The 14953-nt window shown below is 44.8% G+C and carries 14 protein-coding genes; 7 read left to right on the top strand and 7 right to left on the bottom strand.

Going from position 1 to position 14953, the window contains the following annotated elements:
- Window positions 1–55: 55 nt before the first annotated feature.
- From AC2204_RS01880 to AC2204_RS01870, 3 genes are all read right to left on the bottom strand, one after another.
- The gene (locus AC2204_RS01880) at window positions 56–955 is read right to left on the bottom strand and encodes a LysO family transporter (RefSeq protein WP_318923659.1); all 900 of its coding nucleotides are present in this window, start codon (window positions 953–955) and stop codon (window positions 56–58) included.
- Between the two features lie 124 nt (window positions 956–1079).
- Window positions 1080–2003, bottom strand: coding sequence for an HDOD domain-containing protein (locus AC2204_RS01875; protein ID WP_318923657.1), 924 nt, complete (start codon window positions 2001–2003; stop codon window positions 1080–1082).
- 107 nt (window positions 2004–2110) lie between these two features.
- Complete coding sequence (locus AC2204_RS01870; RefSeq protein WP_318923656.1) at window positions 2111–2710, bottom strand: LON peptidase substrate-binding domain-containing protein; 600 nt, start codon at window positions 2708–2710, stop codon at window positions 2111–2113.
- A gap of 258 nt (window positions 2711–2968) precedes the next feature.
- Here AC2204_RS01870 and AC2204_RS01865 point away from each other — a divergent pair, with 258 nt between their 5' ends.
- Window positions 2969–3556, top strand: a complete 588-nt coding sequence (locus AC2204_RS01865) for a TfoX/Sxy family DNA transformation protein (protein ID WP_318923654.1) — start codon at window positions 2969–2971, stop codon at window positions 3554–3556.
- A 91-nt stretch (window positions 3557–3647) separates the two neighbouring features.
- On the top strand, window positions 3648–4556 hold the full coding sequence (gene dsdC, locus AC2204_RS01860; RefSeq protein WP_318923653.1) for a DNA-binding transcriptional regulator DsdC: 909 nt from the start codon (window positions 3648–3650) through the stop codon (window positions 4554–4556).
- A gap of 46 nt (window positions 4557–4602) precedes the next feature.
- On the opposite strand, the gene AC2204_RS01855 is transcribed toward dsdC, so the two are convergent.
- From AC2204_RS01855 to AC2204_RS01840, 4 genes are all read right to left on the bottom strand, one after another.
- Window positions 4603–5148 carry a hypothetical protein gene (locus AC2204_RS01855; RefSeq protein WP_318923652.1) on the bottom strand — a complete coding sequence of 182 codons (546 nt, stop codon included), beginning with the start codon at window positions 5146–5148 and terminating at the stop codon, window positions 4603–4605.
- Window positions 5149–5483: 335 nt separating this feature from the next.
- On the bottom strand, window positions 5484–6476 hold the full coding sequence (locus AC2204_RS01850; RefSeq protein ID WP_318923651.1) for a 2-hydroxyacid dehydrogenase: 993 nt from the start codon (window positions 6474–6476) through the stop codon (window positions 5484–5486).
- Between the two features lie 75 nt (window positions 6477–6551).
- Window positions 6552–7052 carry a response regulator gene (locus tag AC2204_RS01845; RefSeq protein ID WP_318923650.1) on the bottom strand — a complete coding sequence of 167 codons (501 nt, stop codon included), beginning with the start codon at window positions 7050–7052 and terminating at the stop codon, window positions 6552–6554.
- Window positions 7053–7072: 20 nt separating this feature from the next.
- Complete coding sequence (locus AC2204_RS01840; protein ID WP_318923649.1) at window positions 7073–8998, bottom strand: ATP-binding protein; 1926 nt, start codon at window positions 8996–8998, stop codon at window positions 7073–7075.
- Between the two features lie 219 nt (window positions 8999–9217).
- Between AC2204_RS01840 and AC2204_RS01835 the strand changes: the two genes are divergently transcribed.
- The 5 genes from AC2204_RS01835 (at window position 9218) to AC2204_RS01815 (ending at window position 14869) form a co-directional block, all read left to right on the top strand.
- Window positions 9218–10525, top strand: a complete 1308-nt coding sequence (locus AC2204_RS01835) for a DUF945 family protein (protein WP_318923648.1) — start codon at window positions 9218–9220, stop codon at window positions 10523–10525.
- 182 nt (window positions 10526–10707) lie between these two features.
- Window positions 10708–11130 (top strand): CBS domain-containing protein, encoded by a 423-nt coding sequence (locus tag AC2204_RS01830; RefSeq protein WP_318923647.1) that lies wholly within the window; start codon window positions 10708–10710, stop codon window positions 11128–11130.
- Between the two features lie 435 nt (window positions 11131–11565).
- A complete protein-coding gene (locus tag AC2204_RS01825) occupies window positions 11566–12981 on the top strand; it encodes an SLC13 family permease (RefSeq protein WP_318923646.1) in 1416 nt (471 codons plus the stop codon).
- A gap of 79 nt (window positions 12982–13060) precedes the next feature.
- Window positions 13061–14386: an ATP-binding protein gene (locus AC2204_RS01820; RefSeq protein WP_318923645.1), complete on the top strand. Its 1326-nt coding sequence runs from the start codon at window positions 13061–13063 to the stop codon at window positions 14384–14386.
- Window positions 14387–14395: 9 nt separating this feature from the next.
- Window positions 14396–14869 (top strand): response regulator, encoded by a 474-nt coding sequence (locus AC2204_RS01815; protein ID WP_318923644.1) that lies wholly within the window; start codon window positions 14396–14398, stop codon window positions 14867–14869.
- Window positions 14870–14953: the final 84 nt, after the last annotated feature.

Raw genomic sequence — 14953 nt, 5'->3', positions numbered from 1 at the left:
CTTCGTTCAAATCGGGCGGTTAGCTGTTGCGCTAATGAAGACCGCCCTATTGGTATTACAGCGATAAAAAGAACAACATCAGTACGGGAACCAGCAAGCTCAGGATAAAACCGCTGACTATTGCAATAGGAACACAGCGAATGCCGCCGCAGTTCTGAATGACCGGCAGGGTAAAGTCCATCGCAGTGGCACCGGCATAGCCGATAGCCGTATTGGGATAACGCTGTATAATGATTGGGATCAGGCTGAGGGCAATAAGCTCTCTGAGTAATTCATTTAAGAAGGCGGCACCACCATAAACTGGCCCCAGTCCGTCGCCCATTAATATGCCAGCCAACGAGTACCAGCCAAAACCCGACGCCATCGCTAAACCGTGGTTAAATGGAATATCCAGGATAAAAGCAGCAACCAGGCCACCGGTCAAGGAGGTGGCGATGATCACGAGGGCAATAATAATGCCTTTCTTATTCAATAAAATTTGGCGTAAAGTCATGCCGCTATTTCTAAGTTGAATGCCAATCAGAAAGAGCAAAATGAGCAGGATTGTTTCGCTGGCTTGGTCAACCCATGAAAGATCGAAACCCACGGTGATCCCCACCAACAGCCCACCGGCGACGACTAAAACCAAACGAACTGATTCCATGACCATTTTACGAAGGGGGAGTTGACGATGATCGTGACTGGTATCCGTTGGCCATAGCCGATCTAAGAAAGGCAGTGCCGCCAAATTACATAAGCTAATCGAGATAAAAAACGTCAGGGTATAGGTAAGAATTTGGTTCAGATTCTGCCCTAAATTATCCAATCCTGCCAGGCTTAACCCCATCAATGCAAGAATCACCAACACAAGGCGGCTGGTCTGGGTATTAATGAATTCTAATACCGAACTTTTGCTCACCGGTATTAAATAGCCAATTATCAATGGCAGGAAAATGTAGAGCATCCCTGAGAACATGAGCATCCTTACGTATTGTCTAAATATCAATATTTGATATGTATTTTAATAGCTTATCAATAGGGCTTAGCCATGGTCAATTGAAACAACGCGGTATATTGTACCGCATTGGGAAAGGAGGGGGTTACATACCGGAGTCTTTCATGATATTTCGTATTTGGCTTTCGAAATCGGCATCAGGCATGTTGGTGAGTTCATACATGACTTCGGCACCAGCTAAATCAAGTTCAACATGGTGTTCGTTGATGGCCTCATCATTACTTTTAAACATCAACAAGTGGTTGGCCATTCTCGCGATATCCAGATAACTGGTATTATTATACTGTTCCTGATAGGGCATCGCTTTATTTGAAGAGACTTCCAGATAATCATCATCAAATCCCCAGTGCTTGAGCACCATGGGCGTCGCTTTACCACAGCAGTGCTGGAAAACATAGATCGCGATGTCGAGATCCAGGTAATTACCATTATCCAAGTAAGACTGGTACTCATTAATTAAACCAAATACGCCGATATCGGCTAATAAACCCGTCAGTAAGGCTTTTTCGGGTTCAAGTCTCAATGGCTTATTACTATGCTTAGTTACCCCCTGACAGATTAATGCCATGGTACCGGCTAGCTGGCGAGAACGAAGAGCACTTTGCGACAATAATAAATTACATTCATGACTAAAATGATTTTTATTTTTCAGCTCTTCAATTGCTTGTGCTGTGACAATATCCCGGACTCTGAGAATACCTAAGCGTGATACTGCGGTTTGAATATCATGACAAATAATATTACGCCTATTGAACATAATAGTATTCGAAGTGCGAACAATCGATGCTGCCAAGCTGGGATCATCGAGCAAAAGGTCAGCAATATCACGAACCGTCGTATCGTCAGCGTTACAGAGCGTATGTAGCTGAGCTAACACCTCCGGTATCGGTGGAAGTGATAGACGATTTTTCCTGACTGCGTCCTTTACAAGAGAGCAAAATTCAGACTCCAGCCCTTTGATGATTTTTTCATTTTCGGGTTTTAGCCAAAAAAAAGATAAATGTGTCATTACTTATTGTAGTTAATGATAGATAAAAAGATTCTAACGCGAGCGGAGAGTGATGGACAGAGGCATGGAACAAAAAAGAGAAAGAAGTTAAAAGTTAAAAATTCAAATTACATCGCACTACTCTCGTCATTATATTCAGTATTTAGCAATCTCAGCAGAAATCGAATGGTTAACTTTGGACTTTCCTGGGTAATGAGCAATTGTTTATATCGAACCTCAAGAGGCAGGATCTCAATCCACCTCTGACAGATCCAACTAAGATCATGGTATTTTGGGGCGGGATATAATGCACCGATATCAGGCATGGTGGAGTAAAACAGTTTTAGCTTATCACTTAAACATTGCGTCTTACTCGTAATCGGCAGCGAATGCCACTGAACATAAGGCTTATATTCTCCGATCAGAAGCCCGTCATTTTCAATCTGAATATCGAGCAGACGGATTTTTTTCCTTCCCTCAACCGTCACTCCCAGCAGCCCCCCGTCAAGCGCGTTAAAATCGACAATGTTGACCAGAGTTGCAATCGCAGGAATTTTTTTTATCTCCTGGTTTTCATCGGCCTCATTGACCATGCACATAGTAAAGCCAGAATTTGATGCTAGCGCTTCTTTTACCATACGAATGTATCTTATCTCAGCAATTGTAATTTCGACTCTTCCGCCGGGTAAAACATGATCTGATGATGGAAGCAGTGCCGTACGTGCCATTTTATACCCTCAACTTATTACTATTAACCATAGACCTCAGTGATAAGAATAACGATAAGGCATAGGCATATTATTCGATGTTTCTGAGATATTACTCGACGAAAAATATGGTCACTTTTTGTCACTTTTCGCTTATTTCGCGATAAATAATATGCCTCAAATCTCAAAATCAAGTGTTCATTGTTTCATATGTGGCAATTATAATTCTCGTGTGTCATTGTCAATTTATTGGCGATTTTGTTGGCTGGAGGATATACAGTGACTTCGTTCAAGGAAGAGTTTTTTAACTATCTGAGCGGCTTCGGATGCCATGAGAAACGCTCAATGTTCGGCGGAACAGGTGTTTTCATCAATGGCGCAATGTATGCGATTTTAACGGATACTTCATTTTTTCTCCGTGGAGGAGGAGATCTCGATAAAAAACTTGTAGCATCAGGCTGTGTGAAATTTAAACATATCAAAAGAAGTACAACCGCTGTAGTTAATTATTATGATATTACTCAATTGTTTTTGCGAGATGCGAAAAAATGCAGCGCACTCGTCAATGAGTCTATCGACATATCGCGAAAAGAGAAGGCTTTTAAAACATCGGAGCAGAGTAAGCGATTGCGAGACTTACCGAATATGCGTTTGACCTTAGAGCGCATGGTTAAAAAGGCGGGCATTCCGGATGTCAGTAGTTTTGTTACATTAGGCGCTGCGGAAGTGTATCGCAAAGTAAGAAGTACACATGGCAATGATGTTGACGTGAAATTGCTCTGGATGTTTGCGGGGGCAATTGATGGTTGCCATTGGACGTTATTAAAAGAAGAGCAGAAACAAAGCTTACTAAGCGCTATTAAATAAAACTCTCTCTCCTTATCGTCTGGCCACCTCTTCTGGGTGGCTTTTTATTTGGTACAATGTGACCAAATAAATATGCCCCATTTGGGACTCTATGCAATTACCTAAACTTACGGGATCTGTGCTGTCTGGCCTGCACTGCTTTCTTATTGCCGCAGATCAGATGAGCTTTACTCGCGCGGCAGAAATTCTTTGCCTTACTCAAAGTGCAGTTAGCCATAAAATAAAGAACCTGGAAGGCAGCCTGGGAGTGCAGTTATTTATTCGACAGCCACGTAAGCTGTTATTGACGGAAGAAGGTAAGCGTCTAAAAGCCGTTGTTGCTCATAATTTTGGAGATATAGTCCATGAAATTAGGGATTTAAAAACATTAGAGCTGAGTGGAGATCTGAATGTTTCAGTACCGCCGACTTTCGCTCAAACCTGGCTGCTACCTCGTCTTAAAAACTTCATCGATAAATACCCGGCATTGCGTTTTCATCTTCGTACCCGCAATGATCTGGTTGACTTCCAGACTGAATCATTTGATTGCGCGATCTACTTTGGCCATGGGAAATATGCTGGTCTGCATTCAGAGAAGTTAATGGATGAAACGATGCTGCCTGTTTGTAGCCATGAATATGCCACGGCACATAATCTTTATGAGCAGCCTGAAAATCTGATTTCATGTATGTTGTTGCATGATGCAGCACCATGGGCCAGGGCTGGTCGTAACGATGAATGGCAATACTGGGCGCAGCGGCAAGGGGTTGCTTTACCGGAGAGTGGCTGCACCTTTGATCGAGCTGATTTGGCCTTACAAGCCGCTGAAAGAGGGCTGGGTGTTGCAATGGGGCGGACGTCATTTATCGCAGAGCAATTGTCGACCAATCGTTTAGTAACACCGATTAACCGGCCTGTTCGTTCCCCGCTCAGTTACTACGTGGTGTGTCGTCAGGAAGTCGTTTCCTCACCACGGATTAAGGCATTTCAGCAGTGGTTAACCAGTGAAATCTCTGACTGAACGCCAAGTTAGCCACGATAAAAAGCCCCTGGCGGGGCTTTATTCTTTAGTATTTGAAGCGAGTGGTCAGCATGATATGGTCGCTGTAAGTGTCGTTGAAACGACCTTCTGCACCAATAGAAAATAACTCCGTCGCATGGAATCGCGCGTATATTGCACCGATAGTGCTCTCGTCATCATCGATGCTGGTATGGCCAATCAGACCGCCAACTTCAAGTTGCGGGCCAAGCCACTGGCGAATACCAACGTTCACTTCCATGCCGAATTCTCCGCTCGAACTTGTGTGCTTATCACTTTTTTCGTTACGAAGCTTAAGCTGACCCGTGATATCGGCCCAGTTGTTAACCGGGGCGTGGAAACCAACCCCCAAGGCCAGATTCCAGTCGTCTTCGAACTCTGTATCAATATTACCGGTAATATGCGCATTCGGGTGTATGGATTTACTGAAACCTGCGCCGTACGTTAGCGGGCTAATACCAATACGCGCTTCAGCGTAATCGTAACTGAAGTTACTCATCGTTGTTGATGACTCAGCATGGACTGCTGAAACAGATGCTAGCACAAGGCCTGTAGCACAAAAAAATTTACGCATGATAATTAGTCCAAGGAGCAAAAATAATCCGCTCATTTTAATAGACAAATAAATTCAATAATAGATTTATGGTCTATTTAGTTGAGAAATTGATGTGTGTGTGGCTAAAAGTGCAGCAAAAATCACAGAAAAGCGTGATCTGGCACTCGGTTATCATTATGAGCTAATGAGATTAAGAGCATATAAGTGTTTAAAAAATAGGCATATAAAAGCCGATGTAACGAATAACCTAAATTTAGAGTGGATTCTCGCGGACTTAACCTTACAGGAAGCAATAAAATGTTCCCTGTAAGGGGGGTAATGTAGACCAGGCAGTGCAACGAATAGGCTTGGTATTACTGAATCAATTCATTGCCCGATGCCGTACCGGCTTCGAAATGGCGAATGTTATTTAATGTCGCATCCGCAATATTCCCCAGCGCCTCTTCTGTCAGAAAGGCCTGATGGCCGGTAAATAAGACGTTGTGGCACGAAGATAGGCGGCGGAAGACGTCATCCTGAATGACGTCATTTGATTTATCCTCGAAGAACAGATCTTTTTCATTCTCATAAACATCGATGCCCAGCGAGCCAATCTTACCGGTTTTAAGTGCTTCGATAGCATCTTTAGAATTTAGCAGCTCACCACGGCTGGTATTGATGATCATCACGCCGTCACGCATTTTGTTAAACGCGTCCGCATTCAGCATGTGGTAGTTTTCCTTTGTCATCGGGCAGTGCAATGTGATCACATCCGCTTGGTGGTAAATCTCATCAAGGGTGCTGTAGGTTACACCTAACTCAATGGCTGTCGGATTTTCGTAGGGATCATAGGCCAGAATATTCATGCCCAAGCCTTTCAAGATCTTGATCGTGGCGATGCCAATTTTGCCGGTACCAATAACACCGACAGTTCTACCGTGAAAGTTAAACCCGGTTAATCCCTCTAATGAAAAGTTCGCATCGCGGGTACGCTGGTAGGCGCGGTGAATTTTCCGGTTGAGGCTTAGCATTAGCCCTAAGGCATGCTCGGCGATAGCTTCCGGAGAATAGGCTGGAACACGAACAACCTGGATGTTTAATGCTTTTGCGGCGTTAAGATCGACCTTGTCGAAGCCGGCGCAGCGCATTGCAATCAGGCGGACACCATTGCTGGCCAGTTCTTGTAGAACGGGTTTGCTTAAATCATCGTTAACAAATGCACACACAGCGTCAAACCCGTGAGCCATACGGGCGGTTTGTCTGGTCAGACGGAAATCAAAGTAAACCAGTTCGTGCTGGTAGCTATCATTAACCAGCTCAAAAGAGGCCTGATCGTACTTTTTGGTGCTGAAGACTGCAATTTTCATATGTCACCTTTCCGGAGAACGATTATGTGATCAACATAACATTTATGGATTCTCGCGGGAAGGTTTGTATGATAATTATATATCTGACAGAGATAAGCGATTATCGCTAAGTGCTTGCATGATTCTGGCAGTATCCAGCACGCGTGCCCATGGCATTAAATCTTTTTCATTATCAATTATATAGGTGGTCAGTTGGTCAGTGGCAACATCTTTTAGCTGATCGCCGTTCCAAGGTTTTGCAATAAAATAGTCGAGACTGGCGTTATTGACGGCCTGGACGGTTTCCTCTAATCCGGCCTGGCCTGTCAGCAATACTTTTCGTGCCTTGGTGGTTTCTGACTGCTGCTTCAGTTCGATGAGAAAATCGATTCCGGTTTCTCCCGGCATGATGTGATCGCATAAAATCAATGCCAATGGGATATGATCCGCAATGGCTTCTGCCAGCACTTCCTTTGCTTCATCTACCGATTCCGCCGCCTCAATAATAAAGTGTTCTTCAAGTGTCTTGAGATCATGCAAAACGCTGTCCAGCACTTCTCTTTCGTCATCGACACATAAGATAAGGTATTTGTTCATACGGTCTCCTTCCGCTGCATTTACTTGACCGGCAGCGTGACTATCATTCGAGTAAATTGACCGGGTTCTGATTCCACCCGAATCTGTCCATGGTGTTGGTTGATGAGCTGCTGGCAAACCGATAACCCGATACCTAAACCGAAATCGCCTTCGCGTTTGGTCGTGTAATTCAATGCGAAGATTTTCTGCTGATCATCTTCGGGGATCCCCTTGCCATTGTCTTCAATAATAATATCAATTTGTTGCTGGTTACTCTCTGGAGTATAACGAGTTGTGATATGGATCTCTCCAGGCTCTTCAATGGCATCCAGCGCATTGGCAATAAGATTAGTCCAAACTTGCTGTAAGGCGATAGGCTGACAGGTGATCGGGGGAATGTCGGCATACTCTTTCGTGACGTGATGACGCTTTAAACGGTTTTCAAAGATGACTAAGGTGTCTTCCAGCCCTTCGTGTACATCAACCGTATGCAATGTTTCGTCATCCTGACGGGCATAACTTTTTAAACTTTTCACCAAATCGGCGATGCGATGGGCGCAGACGTTAATTGAACGTAGAAAATTACCCATCTGGTAATAGTTATCCCACTCTGCCATGACTTGCTTTAACTGGTTTTTCTGCGGTAATAACCAGGAAGTCAGATGGTCATGATCATCAATGCCCATTTGTACTGCTTTACGGGCTAGCTGGCGATCACCAAGCAGCCCTTCTAATTGCTTAGCCCGCTGACGGGTTTCTGAGGTTGATAATGGCCTCGATTGCATGGCCTGTTGCAGAATAGAGTTACCACGTGTTTGGTTGTCATGGCTAAGCTGAGACTCTGTGAGCTTACTGATCGTCTCTTTTAGGGTTTCACTGCCGCGTAAAATAGCAGAGACCGGGTTATTGAGTTCATGGGCAACCCCTGCAACCAACTGCCCCAGGATGGCCATTTTTTCTTTCTCAACCAGTTGGTGATAGGCCTCATCCAATGACTTCAATGTCTGCTGCAGTCGCAATTCAGTTTTAATGCTGCCTTGTAAACGGCGGTTGAAGTTACGTAGCAGTAAGTTAGTAAATAGCGGCAATAGCTCGTTGCGTGAGTTCATGACCTTGGTAAATAGCTGGCGGTCGAGCTTGATAACATCAGTTTTACTGAGGGTGATACCGGTTGAGAACGACGGTTCACCGGTAACAAATGACATCCCGCCCACTAAATGTCCGGGACCGACCCTGACCACTTCATGTTTGCAGCCGTCATTATCTTTCTTATAAAGCGCGACTTCCCCCTGAGTGATGAGCCAGAGCAAACTGTTGGGTTCCCCCTCGGTGGTGAGCAAATGGCCTTCACTGTAGGTACGGCAGGCCCGGCTTTCATCATTACCATCAAAAAATTCATGCAGTGCATCAGCGACTTGTTTTGCTAAGCTTTCATCATCCAGGCTGTTGGTATTTTGAATGAAACCGGAACGAAAACTCGACATCTGACGGTCGATATGTGCTTTTAGAATACGGCGATGATCAAGTGTCTGGCTGTATTTCAGCCAGTCTTCTTCCGGGTGTTTGAGGATGTAGGTGGTGAGCTCTTTAACCAAAACCCGATGGAGTTCGTCTTTATTCCAGGGCTTGGTCAGGCAGTAATTTAAGCGCCCTTCATTGACGGCTTGCATGATGGTGTCAAGCTGCGGCCGGTTATTGAGAAGAACGGTACGTGCTTGCTCGGTAGCAGGATACTGATCAAGCCGGATCAAAAAATCTACGCCCTGATCGGTCCCTAATTCGTTATCACAAATTACCATGGCAGCCCGTTGGCCATTTTGCTCAATAAAGTGAAGGGTTTCATTGGCTTCTTTAATGCTGTCGGCACCAACAATATCGAACAATTTTGCAAAAGGTGCTAAATCCCGGCTTAATCGTTCAACCACTTCATGGTCATTATCGAGGCATAAGATGACAAAACTGTTCACCCACATATCCTTATAAAAAGATCCTTGTCCAGAGTGTATGATAATTCACCAAAAAGGACTGAGACGCTGATTACAAACCTGTAAAGAAGAGTTTCATTAGTGATTGATCAATAGAGGAATATTCTAAGTTGTAATAGACTATACCCAAGCTTACTCAAGATGCTGAATCTTGCATCTTGTGGATATACATTCACTTGAATTTTTAAATCAGGATACGACATGCTGAAGAAAGTAGCTGCGGCTGGTGGTGCTGTTGTTATTGCACTCTGCTGGCCATTTGCGACAGGTCAGGTAGGAGAGCGGATATATCTCGATACTGTTGGAAAATATGATAGCCCTTACGTGAGCATTACCAATGCCAATTATGATCGTGGTTACTTATCTTCTGATGCTGTCTCTCGGATAGAGATAAAAGATGCCTTTAAGGCGATTTTTGAAGATGAGGGGTTGCCAACCGTCTGGTACCTTGAACATAAGGTAAAACATGGCCTGTTTGGGGTAAGCTCTGTCAGCTCTCTGGTGTTGGATGAAGCGTTTCAGCCGATTGCCAACGATCTATGGGGGGACGGCGTCTCCCCGATCACTTTTACCACATCGACGGCATTGACCCGCACAACAGACTTTAACATTACGATTAATCCGGTTTCTTACACGGAAGAAAGCGGAGCCAAAGCCGACATCAAGGCTTTTGTAATGGAAGGTACGGTTGATGCCAAAGGGGCAAGTGAATTCCGGTATCGTTTACCTGAAGCCAAGATTATCACCCTGGCAGATGAAGCGATGGTGATGAGAGAACTTGCTGGGGGAGGGAAAGGCGTATTAGCTGATCAGTTCTGGATTGGCAGTCAGAATGTCAGCCTTAACAGCGTGAGCTTTATTGATCAGAACAATGATAAGAGTGTCGAGGTTGAGGATGTAAAGCTGGCAATGAGCAATACCCTGACCCAGCCCGATCCGGCATCTGATACTGCAGAACAACAGCTTACCAATCTGAACACGGTGACAATTGCTAAAATAACATCGCTCGATGGCGAAGAGTTCAGCAATTTTAACTTTAAAATGGCATTCGCAGATCTGAACTATCGTGCCATTAGCCGCTTGGGTGACATGGCTGATGAGCTTGACGATCAAATGACAGCCGAGCAGGCTGAGGAAGCCTCGTTAGCCCTTGATCTGCTGGTGGCGAAAGGGCTGACGTTTAATCTTGAAGATTTAAGTGTAACGACCCCGCAAGGCCATGTGAAAAGTAATATCAATGTGGTGATTGCCCCGGGGATTGCCCGTGCGTCGGAAAATCTCGCGCAAATCACTGAGAAGTTATCCGGACAGATTAACCTGATCCTGCCACAGGCAATTGTCGATGAAGATCCTGTTTTGTCTGAAAAAGCGGCGATGATGGAGCAAGGCGGTGTGGTTGTGAAAGAAAATGGTCAGTACAAAATGCAATTGCAGATTGAGGGTGACCAGATCATTTTAGCATCGGGTGATCAGCTACCGCTGGCCATGTTGTTAATGCTGCTTATGTAGCATTGTTATCGTGGTTTATGTTTGGTGAGCTTTAATCAGTTATATCTATTGATAAAATTGGTTATTTCGATTTAGTAATTTTAAAGAAATAGACGACACTTAATTTAACGGGGCAGGTATCTTGACATCAAAAAAGCTCGTAGCCTGTTTATCCGGCATTAACAATAGGTTCTGGGGGATACATGGAATCGTTAAAAGTAAAAGATTATATGAAGCTGCAGCCAGTAACATTCGATCCGAAAATGTCGTTATCTGTCGCATTGGATAAGCTATTATCATCAAAACAAATCGGTGGTCCGGTTGTTGATGAGCAAAAGAAAGTCGTGGGTTTTTTGTCGGAACAAGACATGATCCACAAGTTACTGAAAGTGGGGTACTACTGTCAGGACACCGACAATGTGCGAGATTGTATGCGTTCTGATGTGCTGACCGTGTCTCCTGAAGACTCAATCATCGAGCTGGCAGAAATCATGTCGGCTCAGAAGCCCAAAATTTATCCGGTCGTCGATCCGAAGAATGGAAAATTGGTCGGTGTGATCACCCGACGTGATGTGTTAACGGCTATCAGTACTCAGATTGGGGCGTGCTTTAAACACCCGGTATAATTTTACATCAACGTATTAAAGAAAGGCGCATCGGCGCCTTTTTTTGTTGAATATAATTCATATTTAAATTTATTGTGAGTGAAGTCGCGATTTGACTTATTTGGTAATAACTATCTGTCTTATGGTCGTTTAAGAATGAGAGACCTAGATCAAAAGCCTTTCATATTTCACAAAATTATTGATCTGAGAGGGTGAAATCAAGCGGATTAAGAAGCAGAATGATTAACGCGAAAGGTTTATACCCAAACCACCCCGATATACGGTGTTAATACACCTTGAAGTGGTTTGGGTATATATCATTCGCACGCCGATGAACGTAGGTTCGCACGGGTGCAGAATCACTGCTGATTATTCTAAAGCATAAGCAAAAAAAGCAATGAACGCAGTGGTTATGAGTGATGTTTGTACATTTTGTTTTAAGGGAATAACACCATTATGCGTCAATACATCAGGTATATCGTACCTATTCTGATCCCGCTTTTGATTCTTTTGTTGCCGGCGACCGCATTTCCTGTCGAGGGGCTGACAATTGTCCAGCAACGGGTCATTGCAATCTTCTTGCTGGCGGCTTTGTGCTGGGTTCTTGAGCCTATTCCCATTTATGCGACTTCTGTGGTTATCATTGTTCTAGAGTTATTGTTGCTGTCAGATAAAGGACTTTATCTGTTCCGGCAAGCGGAAGGACAAGAACACTTTGGTGATTTGCTGGTTTACAGCGATATCATGGCTACGTTCGCCAGCCCAATCATCATGCTGTTCTTAGGTGGCTTTTTTCTGGCGATGGCAGCAACGAAATACCGTTTAGATGTTAACTTGGCCCGCGTACTGCTGAAGCCTTTCGGAACTCAGCCGAAGTATGTGATGTTTGGTTTAATGCTGATCACCGCAATTTTCTCAATGTTTATGTCGAACACGGCCACCACGGCGATGATGCTGTCTATTCTGGCGCCGGTTATTGCTCTGTTTGGCAGTAAAGATCCGGGCAAGATAGCGTTTGCTTTATGTGTACCCGTTGCCGCGAACATCGGTGGTATTGGTACACCGATCGGTACGCCGCCAAATGCGATTGCGCTGAAATACCTGAGCGAAGAGAACATGATCACTTTTGGTGAATGGATGTTCTTTGGGGTGCCGTTTGTCGCAATCATGCTGGTATTTGCGTGGGTACTGATAAACTTTTTGTACCCGGCCACGCAGGAAAAAATTGAACTGACCATTAAAGGAAAGTTTCTGAAAACACCTCAAGCGATCACTGTGTATATCACCTTTGGTTTGACCATTTTGTTGTGGCTGATGGGCTCGTCCCATGGCATGAATTCATACACTGTCGCATTGATCCCAGTTGCAGTTTTTTCACTGACCGGCATTATCAACAAAGAAGACTTAAAGAAAATTTCATGGGATGTTCTGTGGCTGGTGTCGGGTGGTATTGCACTGGGTCTGGCCCTCGATCGAACCGGTCTTGCTCGCTTGATGGTACACAGCATTCCGTTTGATAGCTTCTCACCTTACGTGGTGCTGGGGGGGGCAGCGTTACTGTGTTTATTGATGGCGAATTTCATGTCCCATACCGCAACAGCAAACTTACTGATGCCAATTATGGCGGCTTTAGGCACATCGATGACCTCATTGGTGCCATTGGGTGGCGAAATCACCCTGATCCTGGTTGTGACTTTTGCCGCTTCACTGGGGATGTCGTTACCCATCAGTACTCCGCCCAATGCGCTGGCACATGCCACTGGCCATGTCGAGAGTAGCCAGATGGCACGTATTGGAGTCGTTGTTGGAGTCGTCGGTGTGACCTTAAGCTTTGCGATGATTTGGTTACTGCATTTAATTGATCATATCTAAGGAAAGGCGAGGTTCGAGTAACTAGTATCTGAAATCACATTCTTGGCTCCTCAAATTTAAGGAACTAAAAGGCGTATTCATGCATCAACCGAAAGCATTACAGCGCATTGTCGACGTCTATTTTCAGGATCGTACGCGCACAATATCGGTCAGTGCAAACACTCAGGTGTTAAAGCAGGATGGCTTTAACGACAGGTTGTACTGGGTTAAGAAAGGTGAATTGTCGGGCTATCTGCACAATGAAAATAGTGGCTTAACGGCGAAGGTATTTCGGGTTGAACAAGGGATGTATTTTGGCGTACACAGTTATTTTGCTAAGACGCTGGTGGCCTCAACCACGGTGATTGCGGAAAAAGACAGTGAGATCGCCTGGATTGATTTAAATACCCAGGCGGTCGAGCCAGAGAAGTATGGTTCACTGATCGAGCAGTTTATGCCGGTGATGGTCCACGAGCTGGCACAACGGCAAATGCTGACAGGCATGCAAGCACTGGAAAAAGAAAAAGCGTTACAAAAACTGTATGCGGCTGAGCAAATGACGACATTAGGTCAGCTGGCTGCGGGTATTGCTCATGAATTGAATAATGCCGTTGGCGTATTGAGCAGTAAAACGGAAGGGATCCAAAACTCAATTTGCCGTTTTCTTGAAGAAAACAGACCGGAAGTTTCACCGTTTTTAGAGCGTGGGATCTGTGACGGTCAGTCATCCACTTCCGCTGAGGTGAGAAAACGGGCAAAAGAGTTGCAGGAAAAGTATTGCCTCAATCGCGATCAGGCTCGCCAGTTAGCTCGGGCCTTGCCGCAAGGTGATGTACCTGATACCTGGTTGGCTGCTATTGATGATGCATTGCAGTATTGGGACATAGGTCGGGATCTGCATGATATGCGGCTTGCTGGTAAGCATGCCGCCAGTATCGTGCGTTCGGTGAAACAGCTCGGTGGCAGTGATCAGACTCGCCAGTCGGATATCGACGTCAACGATACGATTCACAAATCACTGGCATTGCTGCAGAGCAACTTGCGTCGCGTCAATGTGATATTGCGTCCGGCGGTATTACCCACGATTACTGCAAGTGCGACCGAGTTGGTGCAGGTGTGGGTTAATATCATTAAAAATGCCTGTGATGCGATGGAGCAAACGCCTGAGGCGCAGATTGAAATTATCACCCGTTATTCTAAAAATCGGTTGCTGATCACTATTAGCAATAATGGTCCGATGATTGATGAAGCAACCCGGAGAAAAATTTTTCAGCCAAACTTCACCACCAAGAAAGGGGGCTTGTCGTTTGGCTTAGGGCTGGGTTTGTCGATCGTGCAGCGTATTGTAAACAGTTACGGCGGTACGGTTGCACTGAAAAGTGACCCAGAAAAAACCAAATTTCGAATTAAACTGCCTATTGCGTAAGGGACGGTTATGGAAAAGCTAAACATCATCTGTGTTGATGACCAAAGGGAAGTGCTAAGTGCCGTACTTAAAGACTTAGCGCCGCTGAATGACTACTTTCATGTGGAAGATTGTGAGTCGGCGGATGAAGCATTAGAGCTGATGGATGAGCTTGATGCTGAAGGTGAGTATGTGGCTCTGGTGATATCCGACCATGTGATGCCGGGTAAAACCGGGGTTGAATTGTTAACGGAAATATCACAAGACTCACGTTTCAGGTTCACCAAAAAAGTACTGTTAACCGGCCAGGCGACTCACCAAGATACCATTGCTGCGATTAACCGGGCTCGGATTGAAAGCTATTTTGAAAAACCCTGGAAAGCAGAAGTATTACTTACTTCAGCCCGTAACCTGATCACTGAGTATGTGTTTGACATGGGCTTCGATTATCAGCCGTGGATCGAGATTCTCGATAACAGCGTCATTTTCAGGCGAGTTAGATAGTGATAGCTGATTATCATCTTCTCGTTTGCCATTAATTAAAAGCCAAAACAATTTGTTTTGGCTTTTTTTTTGTTGACCTTAGAC

Source organism: Photobacterium sp. (assembly GCF_057456235.1).
Note: the sequence above shows the minus strand (reverse complement) of the source record. Positions and strands in the feature narration are given on the sequence as shown.